The 17,489-nt window shown below is 71.3% G+C and carries 15 protein-coding genes; 8 read left to right on the top strand and 7 right to left on the bottom strand.

The features are described from left to right. Window positions 1-163 precede the first annotated feature (163 nt). A complete protein-coding gene (locus tag H8R17_RS11200; protein ID WP_187823004.1) occupies window positions 164-733 on the top strand; it encodes a GNAT family N-acetyltransferase in 570 nt (189 codons plus the stop codon). Window positions 734-1,002: 269 nt separating this feature from the next. Beyond that, window positions 1,003-2,202: a winged helix-turn-helix domain-containing protein gene (locus tag H8R17_RS11195; RefSeq protein WP_187823003.1), complete on the top strand. Its 1,200-nt coding sequence runs from the start codon at window positions 1,003-1,005 to the stop codon at window positions 2,200-2,202. A gap of 30 nt (window positions 2,203-2,232) precedes the next feature. Here H8R17_RS11195 and H8R17_RS11190 read toward each other — a convergent pair whose 3' ends face one another. The 3 genes from H8R17_RS11190 to H8R17_RS11180 form a co-directional block, all read right to left on the bottom strand. After that, window positions 2,233-2,982, bottom strand: coding sequence for a response regulator transcription factor (locus H8R17_RS11190; RefSeq protein ID WP_187823002.1), 750 nt, complete (start codon window positions 2,980-2,982; stop codon window positions 2,233-2,235). 205 nt (window positions 2,983-3,187) lie between these two features. Further along, window positions 3,188-3,877, bottom strand: a complete 690-nt coding sequence (gene hpf, locus H8R17_RS11185; protein WP_187823001.1) for a ribosome hibernation-promoting factor, HPF/YfiA family — start codon at window positions 3,875-3,877, stop codon at window positions 3,188-3,190. Window positions 3,878-4,187: 310 nt separating this feature from the next. Further along, on the bottom strand, window positions 4,188-5,045 hold the full coding sequence (locus H8R17_RS11180) for a ComF family protein (RefSeq protein WP_187823000.1): 858 nt from the start codon (window positions 5,043-5,045) through the stop codon (window positions 4,188-4,190). Between the two features lie 158 nt (window positions 5,046-5,203). Between H8R17_RS11180 and H8R17_RS11175 the strand changes: the two genes are divergently transcribed. Further along, window positions 5,204-5,590 (top strand): spore-associated protein A, encoded by a 387-nt coding sequence (locus H8R17_RS11175; protein ID WP_187822999.1) that lies wholly within the window; start codon window positions 5,204-5,206, stop codon window positions 5,588-5,590. A gap of 87 nt (window positions 5,591-5,677) precedes the next feature. Here H8R17_RS11175 and H8R17_RS11170 read toward each other — a convergent pair whose 3' ends face one another. Genes H8R17_RS11170 through mtnA form a run of 4 tightly spaced genes read right to left on the bottom strand, consistent with a single transcriptional unit; the run spans window position 5,678 to window position 11,564 of the window. Further along, entirely contained in the window at window positions 5,678-7,513 is a 1,836-nt protein-coding gene (locus H8R17_RS11170) for an LpqB family beta-propeller domain-containing protein (RefSeq protein WP_187822998.1), read from the bottom strand. Beyond that, on the bottom strand, window positions 7,503-9,719 hold the full coding sequence (gene mtrB, locus H8R17_RS11165) for an MtrAB system histidine kinase MtrB (RefSeq protein ID WP_187822997.1): 2,217 nt from the start codon (window positions 9,717-9,719) through the stop codon (window positions 7,503-7,505). Before mtrB ends, H8R17_RS11170 begins: the two co-directional genes overlap by 11 nt. A 1-nt stretch (window position 9,720) precedes the next feature. After that, window positions 9,721-10,410 carry a two-component system response regulator MtrA gene (mtrA, locus tag H8R17_RS11160; RefSeq protein ID WP_187822996.1) on the bottom strand — a complete coding sequence of 230 codons (690 nt, stop codon included), beginning with the start codon at window positions 10,408-10,410 and terminating at the stop codon, window positions 9,721-9,723. A gap of 8 nt (window positions 10,411-10,418) precedes the next feature. After that, entirely contained in the window at window positions 10,419-11,564 is a 1,146-nt protein-coding gene (mtnA, locus tag H8R17_RS11155; RefSeq protein WP_187822995.1) for an S-methyl-5-thioribose-1-phosphate isomerase, read from the bottom strand. Window positions 11,565-11,704: 140 nt separating this feature from the next. On the opposite strand from mtnA, the gene H8R17_RS11150 reads away from it, so the two are divergent. Genes H8R17_RS11150 through H8R17_RS11130 form a run of 5 tightly spaced genes read left to right on the top strand, consistent with a single transcriptional unit; the run spans window position 11,705 to window position 17,348 of the window. Beyond that, window positions 11,705-13,063, top strand: a complete 1,359-nt coding sequence (locus H8R17_RS11150; protein WP_187822994.1) for a glycerophosphoryl diester phosphodiesterase membrane domain-containing protein — start codon at window positions 11,705-11,707, stop codon at window positions 13,061-13,063. Between the two features lie 4 nt (window positions 13,064-13,067). Continuing rightward, window positions 13,068-13,853 carry a DUF4129 domain-containing protein gene (locus H8R17_RS11145; RefSeq protein WP_187822993.1) on the top strand — a complete coding sequence of 262 codons (786 nt, stop codon included), beginning with the start codon at window positions 13,068-13,070 and terminating at the stop codon, window positions 13,851-13,853. Further along, a complete protein-coding gene (locus H8R17_RS11140; protein WP_187822992.1) occupies window positions 13,850-15,049 on the top strand; it encodes a DUF4350 domain-containing protein in 1,200 nt (399 codons plus the stop codon). The genes H8R17_RS11145 and H8R17_RS11140 overlap by 4 nt, the downstream gene beginning before the upstream one ends. Further along, entirely contained in the window at window positions 15,049-16,038 is a 990-nt protein-coding gene (locus H8R17_RS11135) for a MoxR family ATPase (protein ID WP_187823087.1), read from the top strand. Before H8R17_RS11140 ends, H8R17_RS11135 begins: the two co-directional genes overlap by 1 nt. Then, the gene (locus H8R17_RS11130; RefSeq protein WP_187822991.1) at window positions 16,038-17,348 is read left to right on the top strand and encodes a DUF58 domain-containing protein; all 1,311 of its coding nucleotides are present in this window, start codon (window positions 16,038-16,040) and stop codon (window positions 17,346-17,348) included. Before H8R17_RS11135 ends, H8R17_RS11130 begins: the two co-directional genes overlap by 1 nt. The last annotated feature ends 141 nt before the right edge of the window (window positions 17,349-17,489 follow it).

Raw genomic sequence — 17,489 nt, 5'->3', positions numbered from 1 at the left:
TCATCATTTCTCTGTCACGTCGGCTTGCGAGTGCTTCAAGGGGACAACGTCCGGCCCCCTCGGATGGTGCCGCATTCCGCCGTCGGATTGCGCGAACCGTGATCACCCGCTCACGTACGGCAAAGCGATGGCGCGTGCCTCGCGTCCCGAGCAGAATCGGCCGATGGACCCCGTCACACTCACCACCGACCGCCTCGTGCTGCGCACGGTGGGCCCGCAGGACACCGACGCGGTGTACGCCGCCTGCCAGGACCCCGACGTCCAGCGCTGGACCATGATCCCCTCCCCGTATCTCCTCGAACACGCGCAGTCGTTCACGGAGCAGGCGGCACCGGACGGCTGGGCGAACGACTCCATGTTCACGTTCGGCCTCTTCCTCCCCTCCGGGGAACTGGCGGGCACACTCGGCATCACGATGCGCGCCCTGGGCGTCGCCGAGATCGGTTTCTGGTGCGCCAAGGAGCACCGCGGCAAGGGCTACGTCACCGAGGCCACCCTCACGGCCGCGCGCTGGGCCTTCACCCACCTGAAGATCGACCGCCTGGAGTGGCGTGCCGAGGTCGGCAACACCCCGTCCCGCGCGGTGGCGGAACGCACCGGCTTCACCCTCGAAGGCACCCTACGCGCCGCCACCAACCACACCGGAGTCCTCCGCGACTGCTGGGTGGCCTCCCTGCTCCCCTCAGACCTCTCCCTACCCTCAACAACCCAGTACCTCCCCTCCCGCCCCTGAACACCCCACTCGCCAACGGCGTCCAGCCATGCCGCAAGCCGCGGCAGTCGTGCCCAACGCAGAGCGCAGCCGTCGTCGTAGCTGCGGGCATGCGTGCCTCCCCCAGTGCCTCAAGGGCCTGGGAGGTACCCCCAGGGCGGCACGAGTGGGCGCAGCGGCACCCCGCCAGCGCAGGCAAACGACACTTATCCCGGGCCCGCACCAGCCAACGGTCACCCCAAACACCGCTCAACGCCCGCTGTCAGTGCCACCCCCTATGGTGCGGATCCATGACGACCCCGCGCCCCACCACCACCCTCACCGCAGACGACGCCCGCCGCATCGCCCTACGAGCCCAGGGCTTCCTCGGCGCCCCCAACCGCCGCTCAGGCACCCGCGGCATCCTCCGTCACCTCGGCGCGGTCCAGCTCGACACGATCTCGGTCCTCGCCCGCTCCCACGAACTCGTCCCGTACGCCCGCCTCGGCGCGATAGGCCGCAAGACCGTAGAACACGCCTACTGGAAAGCTGCATCTTCTGGCGCGCCTTCGGCACGACCCCACGCCTTCGAGTACTGGTCCCACGCCGCCTGCATCCTCCCCATCGAGGAGTGGCCCCACTTCGCCTTCCGCCGCCGCGCCTACCGCAACCGCCCTCACTGGAACCACGAACTCCCCGACGGCGCCTACGACCAGGTCATCAAACAGCTCCGCTCCGAAGGCCCCCTCACGGCAACCGAACTGGGCGGGGCGAAGAAGACTAACGACTGGTGGGACTGGTCCGGCACCAAGGTCGCCGTCGAACGCGCCCTGATGTACGGCGAAGTGGTCTGCGTGGAGCGCCGCGGCTGGAAACGCGTGTACGACCTCGCCGAACGCGCCGTCCCGGACACCCTCCTGCACGACGAGCCGGACGACACCGAATGCCTGCGCCGCCTGGTCCGTCTCGCGGGCCAGTCCCTCGGCGTCGGCACCCGCGCGGACATCGCCGACTACCACCGCCTCAAGGCCGAACAGGTCGACGCGGTGATCGCCGACTCGGGCCTGGTCCCGGTCACGGTCGAGGGCTGGGGTAAGCCGGCCTGGGCCGACCCCGCGGCCCTGCAGACCCCGCCCCGCGGCCGCCACCGCACCACGCTCCTGTCCCCCTTCGACTCCCTGATCTGGGAACGGGCACGCACGGAGCGGATCTTCGGCTTCACCCACCGCCTGGAGGCCTACGTCCCCAAGCACAAGCGGGTGCACGGCTACTTCGCGATGCCGGTCCTGGCCGGCGGCCACCTCGTCGGCCGCGTCGACCCGGCCCGCGAGGGCCACACGCTGGTGGCCAGGCAGGTCACTCTGGACGGCCCGAAGGCAGTCCCGTCGGTCGCACAGGCGCTCGTCGAGGCAGCGACCTGGGTGAACTGCACGGACGTACGCGTGGAACGGGTGGACGCCCCGGAGCACCGCGAGCCCCTCGTGAAGGAAATCACCCGCATACTCGCCTGAGCGTCACTCCGCTGGCGGACCGCCGGGCCCTCAGCGGATCTCCAGGATCTTCTCCCGCATCGCGTAGACCACGGCCTCCATCCTGGAGTGCAGTTGCAGCTTCTCCAGGATGTTGCGTACATGGTTCTTCACGGTGTTCTCGGAGATGAACAACTCCTTGGCGATGTCCCGGTTGTTCATCCCCGTGGCGACGAGCTTGAGGACCTCAAGCTCACGGTCCGTCAGCCGCGGTGCGGGCACGAGCCGGCGCTCGTCGGTCCGCTGGATCATCGACTTGAACTCGGTGAGCAGCTTCGACGCCATGGAGGGACTGATCTGCGACTGCCCGTCGGCGACCGCGCGGATCGCGGTGGCCACCTCGTCCGTGGAGATCTCCTTGAGGAGATAGCCGGTCGCGCCCGCCTTGATCGCGTCGTACAGGTCGGCTTCCTCGTCGCTGATCGTCAGCATGATGATCTTGGCGCTGGGTGCCACCTCCTTGATGGAGGTGCACGCCTCGATCCCGCCCCGCTTGGGCATCCGTACGTCCATCAGCACGATGTCGGGCAGCAGGTCGGCGGCCTTCTCCACGGCCTCGGCGCCGTCCCCGGCCTCCCCGATGACCTGGATGTCCTCCTCGGCGGCCAGCACGATCTCCAGGCCACGGCGGAACAGGGCGTGGTCGTCCACCACCAGGACTCTGATCGGCTCCTTGCGTGGAGTGCTGCCCTCGTCCGGGCCCATGCCGACGACGCCGTCGTCGGCATCCTCGTCCCGCATCGGTCCGAAGCTGTCCGCCATCGTTCCTCCCCCTGAAGGCTTTGGCCTGTGGTCCTGAGCCATCGCCAACCCAAGGCAACGGCCCACCGCTTGAGCCGTTGCGGCCATGATTTCATGCCCGGGCGACAGCGGGGTGACAGAGCGGGGCGCGAAGTGGTCGCACAGGGGTGCCCCTGGGGGCGCACACGCGCTCCAGGGGCACCGGCTCAGCTGTCACCCGGCGCGGTCAGCCGCCGATCGTGTCGCCCGCCTCGGGTGTGTGTGCCTGGGTGACCATGGTGTCGGTACTGAGGTGGATCACGCCGTAGTCGTACGCGTGCCGCCGGTAGACGACACTGGGTTCCTTGGTCTCGGAGTCGATGAACAGGTAGAAGTCGTGCCCGACCAGTTCCATCTCGTAGAGCGCCTGGTCGAGGGTCATCGGGGCAGCGACGTGGGTCTTCTCGCGGACGACGAGGGGGCCGTCACCCAGCACTTCCAGCGTGCCGATCTTCTTGGTGGGTACACCGCTCGGCTCCGGCTCGCGGACGGCGCCGGTCCCGTTGAGCGTGGCGGCGTCCGGGACGTGGTCGGGGACCTCAGCGGCCGTGCGGCGGCGCGCGCCGCGCCGGGAGAAGCGCTTGTCGTGTTGCTTGCGCAGCCGTGCGCCCAACTTCTCCGCCGCCAGGTCGAGCGCTGCGTACGGGTCGCTCGCCGCTGCCTCCGCCCGGATCACCGGACCGCGGGAGCGGAGCGTGATCTCCACTCGGTCACTGCGGTCCGCCTGTCGGGGGTTGGGCTCCTTGGACACCTCGACGTCGAGGCTGATCACCTTGCCATCGAGCTTCTGGATCTTCTCCAGCTTCAGCTTCTCGGCCACGTGCTTCCGGAACCGCTCGGGCACCTCGGTCTTGCGGCCCTTGACGACGATGTCCACGCAGAACTCCGTTCCCGGATCGCTCCGCTGCGCTGCGGAGCATCTCCCTTTTGCACCAGGCTCCGGTGAGCCCCGGAACCTCGGACTCGGTGACTTCCACCTCCTCCCCCGCGGGCAAGATCTCCATTCCACCGGCGCGGCTGTTTGCGAAAAGCCCGCAACACGGCGTTCGGATATGAGAGGTGTGGCCTGCGGCTTTCCCTCACAACCGAACATATCTCGCCCGGACGGATGTCGTCACCCTCTACTGCGGCGTACCTCCGTTCAGGTGAATGACCCTCTCATCACCTGCAACGATGCAAGTTCTCAGTCAGTTCCGATTTATTTCGAAGGAATCCGGCGATGCCGCGATCACAGCCGCACTGACCACGTCACCGGCGCCGCCGGCTCCGCGCACGCCCGCCACTCCGGCGACGGGCATCCGGTCCGCCCTCTCTCGCGCTGTTCCACTGCCCCGTAGCCCTCTTCCTTCCCATGCCACCGCCGCGTACACGGCCGTCGCCGCCCGCACCGCACGCACCGCCTCCGCCAGGGACGCACCCGTCGTCATCAGGTCGTCGACCAGCACGACCGGTCCGCCGCTCAGCAGCCGGCCACCGCCGGGGACCGCCTCCAGCGCGCCCGCGAGGTTCTCCAGCCGCTGCCGGGAGTCGAGCCCCGCCTGGTCAGCCACGGCACGCCGCTGCCGCAGTACGGCGACCACCCGGGCCGGCGTCCCGGCCCGCCGCAGCTGCCCGGCCGCCGCGAGCGCGATCCGCCGCACCGGATCGTGCCCCCGCGCACGCACCGCACCAGGCGCGGACGGCACGGGAACGAGCAGCACGGCCCGGCCACCCGGATCCGGCACCCGACCCGCCCCGGCCCGGGCCGTCGCCTCCCGCAGTCCCGCCCGCACCGCATCCGCCAGGGCCGTGCCGAGCGGCCCGGCGAGCGCGAGCGCACCGCGTTCCTTGTGGGCGAGCAGCATCGCCCGCACCTCGTCCGCGTACGGTGCAGCCGCGTGCACGGCCGGCAGCCCGGGCGGCTCCGGCACCGGCCGCACCCGGCGCGGTGCGGCTCCGCTCAGGACGACACGGCACTGTGTGCAGAGCACCGTACGAGGCGTCCCGCAGCCTCCGCACTCGGCCGGCAGCACCAGGTCGGTGAGGTCCCGCCACCACCCCCGCATGGCCCCACTGTGCCAACGCCGTTGCCGACCGGCCACCCCTGTGGAAAACTCAAGGACGCCAATCGAACGCGACTGTCATGGACATGTGTTCGATTGATGCATAAGATCACGCCGTGAACAAAAGAAGAAAGATCCTAGCCGTCACAGCATCCACAACGATGCTGACCGCAGCTTCCCTGGCTCTTGCAACACCTGCTAGTGCCGCAGGCGGCATCGTCCCGTACAACGGTGCGTGCGGGTCCGGGTATTCGGTGATCGACTACAAGAACATCTCCCTGTTCGGCGGGTCAGACAGCGCCACGGTCTACCTGACCTACAACGGCCGCAAGAACTGTGCCGTGACGATCCAGTTCCGCACGGACTACAAGGTCGACATGAAGGCGGCGATCCGAGTCTCTGGGGGCGCCTGGGACATAGACAGCGGTGACTATTATCACTACGCCGGTCCGGTCTACACCCTGACGAACTCCGCTGGGCAGTGCGTCGACTGGTACGGCGGCTTCCACGGCATCTACGACGGCGAGGACAACAGTCACTGCGGGTGACCTCCGCTCCCGGAAGCGCGTGCAAGTGCATATCGCCGTTCTGTCCCCGCATCGCCCAGGTGAGGTCCAGACAGAACGGCGATATCGTCAGCCGGGATAGACCACAGCTGTACCCGTCTCGTGCACCGTTTTCCAGCCCCTCCCCCCGGACAGCCGCAGAACCCCTTCCTTTGAGGCAGCCAAGAGCGGGAGGTCGCTGCTCTCGGAGGCAGCGACGCTCTTCACCTCTGTGAGGCTGGGCAAGGATCCCGACTCGGACATCGAACCGTCGCACTGCATGTACTGCATTTGCTCCACACCACCGGGCGAGCGCCCAACCACGACGAGCCGACTATCACCGGCCCACGATATGGCTTTGACCTCCTCCAACTCCGGTGTTACGGAACGCAGTTCACGGACTGTGACGTCGAGGCGCCCGCCCGTCTCCTCAACCCGCTCGGCCCGCCCGATGAGCAGGGACTGCCTGCCGTTCTTCTCCACGACGAGCGCGATCCGCACCCCGTCGGCGGCCACCCGTACGGCCTGGACCCGCCCGTCGAGCCCCGGCGTCGCCACCTCCAGCGGCTCGCCGGAGCCGTCCTCCAGCATGAGCAGCCGGGGGTCGGCGGGATTCCGGTCGGCCACCCACAAGTCGCCGCGAGCGTCCCAGCTGGGCGTCGTCAGCCGGTCCTCCTCGGCCTTGCCGCCGCTGTGCACCACGGCCTTCCCGAGCGTCCCGCCCGACTCCAGCGAGCCGACGTACAGCGACTTGCTGTCGAGGGTGACGCCGGCCGCGGAACGCTCGTCGTACGACACCGCCACCGAGCGCAGTGCCGTGCCGCCCTCGCCCAGCGCCCCCGGCACCGGTTCGATGCGCGTGGCGCTGCTGCCGGTGCCGAGCCGTACGAGCCGGTGTTTGCCGTCGACGAAGTACAGGTAGTCCGGGTGCTGTGACGCACCGCGCATGGCCACCGCCTCGGCCCGCTCCTCGGTGAGCGAGCACAGCTCCGCCCGGCCCGTCCGCAGCGCGACCTCGTCCATCGAAGGAGCGAGACTGCGCAGCGTGAACAGCAGCTGGGCGGCCATCTCCTCGCAGATGCCCGTACCGGCCTTGGCGGCCCGGTCGTTCAGCGGCACGGTCAGTCTGTTGCGGTCGTCGGGCGTCAGCGGGGCGGCGTCCTTCTCCAGCGCCGTACCGGTCGGGAAGCTCGACCGGACCACGGGGCGCAGCCAGCTCGTGGGCCCATCGAGGAGGGAACGCACGGTCTGGGTCATGGGATCGACACGCCTGCGCACGTAGACGGGATCGGCGACGGCCATCGGCTGCCCGCCGGTGGCGACCGACTCGCTGTTCGTGGCGAAGTAGTACTTGTTGACGGACATGTAGTTGCGCTGGAAGTCCGACTTCCCCATCACGACGCCCTGCGGCACCGAGTCGATCCGCCACTGCCCGTTCTTCGGGTTCCGCGTGAGGTGCACCGACTCGTTGTACGACCCGCTGGCGGGCGTGTACGCCTGCTGCGCGTTCACCGTGGCGACCTTGGTGCCGGTCAGCAGGTACGAGTACTCGCCGACGTCCTCCCGGTCGGCCGGGCTGCCCGCCCGCAACCCCGGGCCGTCCACCAGCACCGTGGTGGACTGCTTCGGCCGCCAGGTCCGCGCCGCCTTGTCGGTGAGGTACATGCGCGCCGTCTTGTAGTCCGGTTCGTCGCTGGTCAGCGCCTCAAGAAAGCCCTGCACGATGTCGGTGTACGAGGCGTCGTCGCGCGGCGGCACGGCGAACACCCGTACCTGCGAGTCCTGGCGCGGCGTGGACTCGACGCCCCGCAGATCCCCGCTGTCGGGCATCGAGGCACACCCAGCCAGCAGTACGACACCGCAGGCGGCGTACGCCATCGCGTGCGCCCGCGACCGCCGGCCGCCGCCCTTGCGGTCAGCCCCCACGAAATGCCTCCCCTTGCCCGTCCGCTTGTCTGTCCGCGTCCGCCGGCGGTTCTAACCGACAGTTGGAGCCCTGCGGCTCGTTCCGCCGGTCCTGGCCCTGCGGCCTGTTCTCCTCGTCGGGCGTCCCCTCCGGCCCCGTCCCCGGGCGGCTCACGGTGTCGGCCCGCGCTGCCGGTGCGAGCGCCGGGGCCGGAACGTCCTGCCCGCGCGGGACCGAGGTGATCCCGGAGCCGGAGCGGGGCACCACGCGCGCGCCGTTGCCGGGCAGCGCCGTCGGGTCGACCGTGGGCGGCACCGCGGCCAGCCGGGGCACCATCGAGTCCCGGGCGTCCCGCGCGGGTATCGCGGGCACCTGCCCGCCCGTCTGCTGCGCGGGCACGGTGGCGGTCGCGGTCTTCTCCCCGCCGCCGTGCGGCAGACCGGCGTCGCTCAGTCCGCGGTTGCGCCGCGAGTCCGGCGGCTCCAGCGGTATCGGCGAACCCCGCAGCGCCTCGTCCGCGGTGCGCGGCAGCGTCAGCCGGAACTGCGAGCCGCCGCCCGGCTCGCCCCACGCCTGCAGCCAGCCGCCGTGCAGCCGGGCGTCCTCCAGCGCGATGGACAGCCCCAGGCCCGTACCGCCGGTGGTACGCGCGCGTGCCGGGTCCGCCCGCCAGAAGCGGCTGAAGACACGAGCCGCCTCGCCGGGCTTGAGCCCGACGCCGTAGTCGCGCACCGCGACCGCGACCGCGCCGCCCGCCGCGGCCAGCTTGACCACGACGTCCCGGCCCTCGCCGTGCTCGACGGCGTTGACGACGAGATTGCGCAGGACGCGCTCCACACGCCGGGCGTCGGCCTCGGCGACGACGGGCTGCTGGTCTCCGACGATCTTGATCTGCGTGCCCTTGCACTCGGCGAGCGGCTCGGCCCCGCTCACCACGCGCCGTACGACGTCCCGCAGGTCTATCGGCTCCGCCTCCAGCGCCGCCGCGCCCGCGTCGAATCGGCTGATCTCCAGCAGGTCCGCGAGCAGCGACTCGAACCGGTCCAGCTGGTCGGCGAGCAGCTCCGCCGACCGCGCGGTCACCGGGTCGAAGTCCTCCCGTGCCTCGTGGATGACGTCGGCGGCCATCCGCACGGTCGTCAGCGGGGTGCGCAGCTCGTGCGAGACGTCGGAGACGAACCGCCGCTGCATCCGCGACAGGTTCTCCAGCTGGCTGATCTTCTGCTGGAGGTTCTGCGCCATCTTGTTGAAGGCCTCGCCGAGCCGCGCGATGTCGTCCTCGCCGGTTACCTTCATCCGTTCCTGCAGCCGCCCCGCGGACAGCCGCTCGGCGATGCTGGCGGCCATCCGCACCGGCGTGACGACCTGGCGCACCACCAGCCACGCGATGGCCCCGAGCAGGACGACGACGAACAGCCCGGCGGTGGCCAGCGTGCCCTTGACCAGGCTCAGCGACTTCTCCTCCTGCGCGAGCGGGAAGAGGTAGTACAGCTCGTACGGGTTGCCGTTGGGGTCGTTGATCTGCTTGCCGATGACCAGCCCGGGCTGGGACTCCTGGCCGTTGCTGTAGACGATGCGGGTGTAGCTCTGGACCGCCTCGGTGCTGGTGTTGATCCGCATGCGCAGAGCCTCGGGCACGCTGGCCGACGGGTCGACGAACCCGGAGGCACGCGGTCCGCGCCCGCCACCGCTGTCGTCGCCCGTGGGCAGCGTCACCACGTCGAACGCGCCCTGGCCACCGCTGGCCAGCGACGACACGAGGTTGCTCATCCACTCGATGACGTTCTGCGACGTACGGCCGTCCACGGCCGACGAGGGATCGTCGTCGGTGCCGGCCGCCGCCTCGTCGGCGTTCTGCTTGGCCACCGCGAACCCGCCGGTGGCCTGGCTCTGCGAGGCCTTGACCTTGGCGTCCAGCAGGCCGTTGCGCACCTGCCCGATCACCACGAAGCCGAGCAGCAGGACGACACCCAGCGACATCAGCAGGGTGGTGACGACCACCCTGAGCTGGATGTTGCGCCGCCACAGCCGCATGACGGGCAGCAGCGGCCTGCGCACCCAGCGCATGAGCAGGCGCAGCACCGGGCTGCCCTGGACTCCGCCCTGCAGCAGCAGCCGGCCCTCCAGGAACCGCACCCAGCGGGATACGGCCGTCCCCCGGCCGACAGGCCGCCCGGCACGGGCACCGGACCGCCCGGGCGCCGATGCGGCACTGTCTCCGGACATGTCAGCTCGGCCCGGCCTTGTACCCGACACCACGCACGGTCACCACGATCTCCGGCCGCTCCGGGTCCTTCTCGACCTTGGAGCGCAGTCGCTGCACATGCACGTTGACCAGGCGCGTGTCCGCCGCGTGCCGGTAGCCCCAGACCTGCTCCAGCAGCACCTCACGTGTGAACACCTGCCACGGCTTGCGCGCGAGCGCGACCAGCAGGTCGAACTCCAGCGGCGTCAGCGCGATCGACTGCCCGTCCCGCTTCACCGAGTGCCCGGCCACGTCGATGACCAGGTCGCCGATGGCGAGCTGCTCCGGCGCCGGCTCCTCGGACCTCCTGAGCCGCGCCCGGATCCGGGCCACCAGCTCCTTGGGCTTGAACGGCTTCACGATGTAGTCGTCGGCACCCGACTCCAGCCCCACGACGACATCGACGGTGTCGCTCTTCGCCGTGAGCATCACGATCGGCACCCCGGACTCCGCCCTGATCAGGCGGCACACCTCGATGCCATCGCGCCCGGGCAGCATCAGATCCAGCAGCACCAGGTCGGGCTTGGTCTCACGGAATGCGGCCAGCGCCTTGTCACCGTCGGCTACGAAAGACGGCTCAAAACCTTCACCACGCAGCACAATGCCGAGCATCTCGGCCAGTGCGGTGTCGTCGTCGACGACAAGGACTCGTCCCTTCATGAATGCCATCATCCCATTAACTAAATCGTTACCTGGCGTGACCTGTCACACAGCTCCGCGAGCGCTTCGGCCGTCACGGGCGACACGGCGCCTTCCTCGGTGACGATCGCCGTCACCAGCTCCGGCGGTGTCACGTCGAACGCCGGGTTGTACGCCTGGGTCCCCAGAGGGGCCACCGGAATCCCGCCTCCCGCTTCCGCTCCGGCCACGGGCACCTGAGGTGCCATGACCTCCGTCACCTCATGGCCGGCACGCTGCTCGACCTCGATGGCCGCCCCGTCCGGCGTGTCCGGATCCACCGTCGTCACCGGCGCCACCACGATGAACGGCACATGGTGGTACCGCGCGAGCACCGCGAGCGGGTAGCTCCCCACCTTGTTCGCCACCGAACCGTCGGCCGCGATGCGGTCCGCGCCGATCAGCACCGCGTCCACCTCTCCCGCGGCAAACAGCGAACCGGCCGCATTGTCCGTGAGCAAGGTGTACGCCATGCCGCTGCGGGCCGCCTCGTACGCCGTCAGGCGAGCACCTTGCAGCAACGGACGCGTTTCGTCCACCCACAGCCGCCGCAGCCGCCCCGCCCGGTGCGCGGCCAGCGCCACCGCGAACGCCGTCCCCTCACCGCCCGACACCAGCGAACCGGTGTTGCAGTGCGTGAGGATCCGGCGCCCGACGCCCGGCAGCAGCTCGTCCAACAGCGCCAGCCCGTGCGCGGCCATCCGGGCGCTCGCCTCGGCGTCCTCCCGGTGCAGTGCCCGCGCCGCGGCCAGCGCCGCCCCGGCCGCCTGCTCGGCATCCCCGCTCTCGGCGAGCGCGGCCCGGTGCGCGGCCCGGGCGCGGCGCACGCCGACAGCGAGATTCACCGCCGTGGGCCGGGCGCCCGCCAGCGCGTCCGCGGCCTCGTCCACGTCGAACCCGCGCACAGCGGCGAGCGCGACGCCGTACGCCCCCGCGATGCCCAGCAGCGGCGCCCCGCGCACCGCGAGCGAGCGGATCGCCTCCACCAGCGCGGGCGCGTCCGTGCACACCAGCTCCACCTCCTCGGCCGGCAGCCGCGTCTGGTCGAGAAGGACCAGTACGGGGCCTTCGGGTGGCTCTTCCCAGCGGATCGCCGGAATCTCGGTCGGCCGCTTGTCTTCGCCGCCGTGCGCGTACTGATCAGCCATGCGGTCAGTCTGCCCGTTATCCGGCGGACAATTGAAGGTGCGCAGCCGATACCTCGGCAGGTCCATCGAAGACCACCCCATGGCACGATGGCTGCCAGCCTGCCGCCGCAACCGCGGACGGGCACCGTGAAGGAGCGACGATGAACGACACTCCGGGCTGGGCCTCGCCCGGATCCGCCCCGTCCGACGGGCAGGAACCGGGCACGCCCGGCCCTGCAGAGCCGCCGGACCGCCCTGGCCCCGAGCCCGCGGACCAGCCGGACCACCCGCAGGGCCCCGGCGTGAAGTGGTCCAAGGAGCAGCCGCCACCGAGCCAGTGGTCCGCGCCCACCGGACCCGCCGGACCCGGCCAGGCTCCCCCGCCCCCGCCGCCCGGCCCCGGCTGGGGCGGCCAGCCCACGGCCGGCCCAGGAGGCGGCCACGGCGGCTGGGGAGGCCCCGGCGGCTACGGCGGCGGCCCCGGAGGGTACGGCGGCTACGGCGGTCCTGGCGGCTGGGGCGGCCCCCCGCCCGCCGCCAAGCCCGGCGTGATCCCGCTGCGCCCACTCGGCGTCGGTGAGGTCCTCGACGGCGCCGTCTCCACCATGCGCACCTACTGGCGCACGGTCCTCGGCATCTCGCTGACCGTCGCGGTCCTCACCGAGATCGTCGTCGTCCTGTTCCAAGGCCTCGTCCTGGACAACACCAGCACCGAAGCCCTCAACGACCCGAGCGCCACCCTCGGCGAGCTGACCCGCGCCCTGGGCGACTCCCTGCTCAACTCCGGCGTGATCCTCCTGATCTCCCTGGTCGGCACCATCGTGGCGACCGCCATGCTCACGACCGTCACCAGCCGCGCCGTGCTCGGCAAGTCGGTCACCACCCGCGAGGCCTGGCGCGACGCCCGCCCGCAGGTCATGAAGCTCTTCGGGCTGATCTGCCTGCTGCTGCTCATCACCGCCGCCGTCGTCACCGCGGGCGCCCTGCCAGGCATCCTCGTGGCCGTCACGGGCGGCGGTGACGGAGGCATCGCGCTCGCCGTCCTGGGCAGCCTCGGCGCCGGCATCGTCGCGCTGTGGCTGATGATCCGCTTCTCCCTGGCCTCGCCCGCGCTGATGCTGGAGAAGCAGGGCGTCAAGAAGTCGATGAGCCGCTCCGTGAAGCTGGTCCGCGGCTCCTGGTGGCGCGTCTTCGGCATCCAGCTGCTGGCGACGATCATCGCGAACGTCGTCGCGTCGATCATCGTCATCCCGTTCGCCTTCCTCGCCGCCGCGCTGAGCGGCGACGGCATCTCCGGCTTCCTCAACAGCGGCGGCGACTTCGGCTGGACGTTCCTGGTCATCAGCGGCATCGGCTCGGTGATCGGCTCCACGATCACCTTCCCGATCACGGCGGGCGTCACCGTGCTCCTCTACATCGACCAGCGCATCCGCCGCGAGGCCCTCGACCTCGAACTGGCCCGCGCCGCCGGTGTCCAGGACTACGGCTCCAACGCCCCCGGCACCACCCCGAGGAGCTGATGCAGTGAGCCCGGCGGGGGGAGTACTCACAGCCGTGCCGGCGCTGCCGCAGGCCGCCGGCACGGCCGTACGGACGCTGCTGCGCGCCGGCGAGACCGCCGTACGGGCGCTGTCGCGCTCCGGCGACGAGCCGCCGATCACCATCCCGCGTGATCCCGCGCGGGAAGCGGCGCGGGACGAACTGTCCAAGCGCATGTACCACGAGAACGACCCCAGCTGGGTCCAGCGCGCCCTGAACGCGTTCTGGGACTGGATCGACAGCCTGTTCCGCACCGCCTCGCAAGCCACCCCCGGAGGGACGCTGGGGCTGCTCGTGATCGTCGTGGCCGTGCTGGCGGTTCTCGGCGCGCTGTGGTGGCGCCTGGGCACTCCCCGCCGCCAACCCGTCTCCTCCCCCGCCCTGTTCGAGGACCGGCCCCGCAGCGCCTCCGAACACCGCGCGGCCGCCGAGGCACACGCCGCCCAGGGCCACTGGAACCAGGCCGTCCAGGAGCGCATGCGGGCCGTCGTCCGCAGCCTGGAGGAACGTGCTCTCCTCGACGTGCGCCCCGGCCGAACCGCCGACGAGGCCGCGGCCGAAGCCGGCCGTGCCCTGCCCGCCCACGCCGACCGGCTGCGCACCGGCGCCCGGGACTTCGACGACGTGACATACGGCGGACGCACCGCGACCGAGCAGTCGTACCGCCGCATCGCCGAACTCGACCGCGACCTGGAGCGGACCAAGCCCCAGCTCGCGAGCAGCAGTCCCCACAGCACGGACCACAGCGCCCGCCAGGGAGCCGCCGGATGACCACCGAGGCCACCCCGTCCACCTCGGCCTCGCCCACCGCCCGTCAGGTGTGGACCCGCGCCCGAGGCATCGCGCTCGCTCTCGTGCTCCTGATTGCCGCGGCCGTCGCGATCGCCGTGATCCGCTCCGATGCCCGGCACGGCGAACTCGACCCGCGCTCCGCCGACCCCTACGGCAGCCGCGCCGTCGCCGAACTCCTCGCCGACCGCGGCGTCTCCACGCGCGTGGTCACCACCCTGAGCCAGGCCCGCGCCGCCGCCGGAGCGGACACCACCCTCCTGGTCGCCGACCCCGACCTGCTGACGCACACTCAACAGAACCGGCTGCACACGACGCTCCACGAATCCGGCGGCCGTACCGTCCTCGTCGCCCCGGGCAGCCCCTCCGTCGAACGGCTCGCCCCCGGCGTCACCGCAGACCCCGCGACCAGCCTCGACTCCGCCCTCTCCCCCGCCTGCGACCTGCCCGCCGCCCAGCGCGCCGGCAACGCCGACACGGGCGGCGTCCGCTACACCACCACGCACCTCGACGCCGACGAGTGCTACCCCAGCGAGCGTCTCGCCACCCTGCTGCGCATCCCGGAGCCGTCCGGGGGCGACACCGTCGTCATCGGCGCGCCCGACATCCTGATCAACGACCGCCTCGACGAGCAGGGCAACGCCTCGCTCGCCCTCCAGCTCCTCGGCTCCCGCCCCCATCTGGTCTGGTACCTCCCCTCTCTCTCCGACTCCTCGGTCACCGACACCGGCGGCGACGAGCGCAGCTTCTTCGACCTGATCCCGTCCGGCTGGCTGTGGGGCACGCTGCAACTCTTCGTCGCGGCAGCCCTGGCCGCCCTGTGGCGGGCACGCCGACTCGGCCCCCTCGTGCCGGAAAAACTCCCCGTGGCGATCCGCGCCTCCGAAACCGTCGAAGGCCGCGCCCGCCTCTACCGCAAGGCCAACGCCCGCGACCGCGCGTCCGCCGCTCTTCGCTCCACCACCCGCACGCGCCTCGCCCCTCTCGTGGGTGTCCCCGTCCCCCAGGCGCACGCGCCCGAGGCCCTGCTCCCCGCCCTGTCCGCCCACCTCCACGGTCATGGAGACGGACAGGCCCTCGACTCCCTCCTCTTCGGCCCGCCGCCCGGTGACGACGCAGCCCTGATCTCCCTCGCCGACCAACTCGACGCCCTCGAAAGAGAGGTACGCCGTCCATGATGGACCCGACCACTGACAACGCCGCGCACAGCGGGGATCCGGGCGCCGCCCGGGCCTCCCTGGAAGCCCTGCGCGCCGAGATCGCCAAAGCCGTGGTCGGCCAGGACCCCGCCGTGACCGGCCTCGTCGTAGCGCTCCTCTGCCGCGGACACGTCCTACTAGAAGGAGTCCCCGGGGTCGCCAAAACGTTGCTCGTCCGCGCCCTCGCATCAGCACTGGAACTCGACACCAAGCGCGTCCAGTTCACCCCGGACCTGATGCCGAGCGACGTGACGGGCTCCCTGGTCTACGACACCCGCACCGCCCAGTTCTCCTTCCAGCCCGGCCCGGTCTTCACCAACCTCCTCCTCGCCGACGAGATCAACCGCACGCCCCCGAAGACCCAGTCGTCCCTGCTGGAGGCTATGGAGGAACGCCAGGTCACCGTCGACGGCACCCCCCGGCCGCTCCCCGAACCGTTCCTGGTCGCCGCGACCCAGAACCCGGTCGAGTACGAGGGCACCTACCCCCTCCCCGAGGCCCAGCTGGACCGTTTCCTCCTCAAACTGACGATCCCTCTCCCCTCCCGCCAGGACGAGATCGACGTCCTCACCCGCCATGCCGAGGGCTTCAACCCACGCGACCTGCACGCCGCCGGCCTACGCCCCGTGGCGAACCCCGCCGACCTGGAGGCAGCGCGCGCCGCGGTCGCCAAGACGACGGTCTCCCCCGAGATCACCGCCTACGTCGTGGACATCTGCCGGGCCACCCGCGAGTCGCCGTCCCTCACCCTCGGCGTCTCCCCGCGCGGCGCGACGGCCCTCCTGGCGACCGCCCGCGCCTGGGCCTGGCTCACTGGCCGCGACTACGTCATCCCCGACGACGTCAAAGCCCTGGCCCTGCCGACTCTCCGCCACCGCGTGCAGCTCCGCCCGGAGGCCGAGATGGAGGGCGTCACGGCCGACTCCGTCATCAACGCGATCCTCGCCCACGTCCCCGTCCCCCGCTGATGGCACTCACCGGACGCGCCGCGCTGATCGCGGCCCTCGGCTCACTCCCCGTCGGCATCTGGGACCCTGGCTGGTCGGGCCTCCTCGCCGTCAACGCCCCCCTGGCCATGGCCTGCGCCTGCGACTTCGCCCTGGCGGCCCCCGTACGACGCCTGGGCCTGACCCGCGACGGCGACACCTCCGTACGCCTCGGGGACACGGCCGACGTCACCCTCACGGTCACCAACCCGTCCCGGCGCCCCCTGCGCGCCCACCTCCGTGACGCCTGGCCTCCCAGCAGCTGGCAGCCTGGCACGGAAACGACGGGCTCCCGGCACCGCCTGACCGTCCCCGCGGGCGAACGCCGCCGCGTCACGACCCGTCTGCGCCCCACCCGCCGCGGTGACCGTCTGGCAGACCGCGTGACGATCCGCTCGTACGGCCCCCTCGGCCTGTTCACCCGCCAGGGCACCCACAGGGTCCCGTGGACGGTCCGCGTCCTGCCTCCGTTCACCAGCCGCAAGCACCTGCCCTCCAAACTGGCCCGCCTCCGGGAACTGGACGGCCGCACCAGCGTCCTCACACGAGGCGAGGGCACGGAATTCGACAGCCTGCGCGAGTATGTCCCTGGCGACGACACCCGCTCCATCGACTGGCGCGCCACCGCCCGCCAGTCCGCGGTCGCCGTGCGCACCTGGCGCCCCGAGCGCGACCGCCACATTCTCCTGGTCCTCGACACCGGCCGCACCTCGGCAGGCCGCGTGGGCGACGCCCCCCGCCTGGACGCCTCCATGGACGCGGCCCTCCTCCTGGCCGCCCTGGCATCCCGCGCCGGCGACCGCGTCGACCTCCTCGCCTACGACCGTCGCGTCCGCGCCCTCGTCCAGGGCCGCACGGCAGGCGACGTCCTGCCGTCCCTGGTCAACGCGATGGCGACACTCGAGCCCGAACTCGTCGAAACCGACGCCCGAGGCCTTACGGCCACGGCACGCCGGACGGCGCCCCGCCGCTCCCTGATCGTCCTGCTCACCACTCTCGACGCGGCCCCCATCGAGGAGGGCCTGCTGCCGGTCCTCCCGCAGCTCACCCAGCGCCACGCAATCCTCCTGGCATCAGTGGCCGACCCGCGCGTCGCCCACATGGCCAAGGCACGCGGCAACGCAGAAGCCGTCTACGAGGCGGCATCCGCCGCCCAGGCCCAGGCCGAGCGCCACCGCACGGCGGAGCAACTGCGCCGCCATGGCGTGACGGTCGTCGACGCGACACCGGAGGATCTGGCGCCGGCTTTGGCCGACGCGTATTTGGCACTTAAAGCGGCGGGGCGACTGTGATGCAGGGGACGGGGGTGTGTCAACCCGTCCCTCGGCCACAAATGATTGGCCCAAAACGCAGAAAGCCCCGTACCGGTGAACCCGGTACGGGGCTTTCATCAAGAATTGTTCGGCGGCGTCCTACTCTCCCACAGGGTCCCC

This window comes from Streptomyces sp. TRM68367, from assembly GCF_014495685.1.
GTDB lineage: Bacteria > Actinomycetota > Actinomycetes > Streptomycetales > Streptomycetaceae > Streptomyces.
This window is presented reverse-complemented; position numbering and strand designations above follow the sequence as displayed.

Excerpts from the sequence above, each read along its gene's own strand:
- H8R17_RS11200 (WP_187823004.1), top strand. The coding sequence starts at position 164 with ATGGACCCCGTCACACTCACCACCGACCGCCTCGTGCTGCGCACGGTG.
- H8R17_RS11195 (WP_187823003.1), top strand. The coding sequence starts at position 1,003 with ATGACGACCCCGCGCCCCACCACCACCCTCACCGCAGACGACGCCCGC.
- H8R17_RS11190 (WP_187823002.1), bottom strand. The coding sequence starts at position 2,982 with ATGGCGGACAGCTTCGGACCGATGCGGGACGAGGATGCCGACGACGGC.
- H8R17_RS11180 (WP_187823000.1), bottom strand. The coding sequence starts at position 5,045 with ATGCGGGGGTGGTGGCGGGACCTCACCGACCTGGTGCTGCCGGCCGAG.
- H8R17_RS11175 (WP_187822999.1), top strand. The coding sequence starts at position 5,204 with ATGCTGACCGCAGCTTCCCTGGCTCTTGCAACACCTGCTAGTGCCGCA.
- mtrB (WP_187822997.1), bottom strand. The coding sequence starts at position 9,719 with ATGTCCGGAGACAGTGCCGCATCGGCGCCCGGGCGGTCCGGTGCCCGT.
- mtrA (WP_187822996.1), bottom strand. The coding sequence starts at position 10,410 with ATGATGGCATTCATGAAGGGACGAGTCCTTGTCGTCGACGACGACACC.
- mtnA (WP_187822995.1), bottom strand. The coding sequence starts at position 11,564 with ATGGCTGATCAGTACGCGCACGGCGGCGAAGACAAGCGGCCGACCGAG.
- H8R17_RS11150 (WP_187822994.1), top strand. The coding sequence starts at position 11,705 with ATGAACGACACTCCGGGCTGGGCCTCGCCCGGATCCGCCCCGTCCGAC.
- H8R17_RS11140 (WP_187822992.1), top strand. The coding sequence starts at position 13,850 with ATGACCACCGAGGCCACCCCGTCCACCTCGGCCTCGCCCACCGCCCGT.
- H8R17_RS11135 (WP_187823087.1), top strand. The coding sequence starts at position 15,049 with ATGGACCCGACCACTGACAACGCCGCGCACAGCGGGGATCCGGGCGCC.
- H8R17_RS11130 (WP_187822991.1), top strand. The coding sequence starts at position 16,038 with ATGGCACTCACCGGACGCGCCGCGCTGATCGCGGCCCTCGGCTCACTC.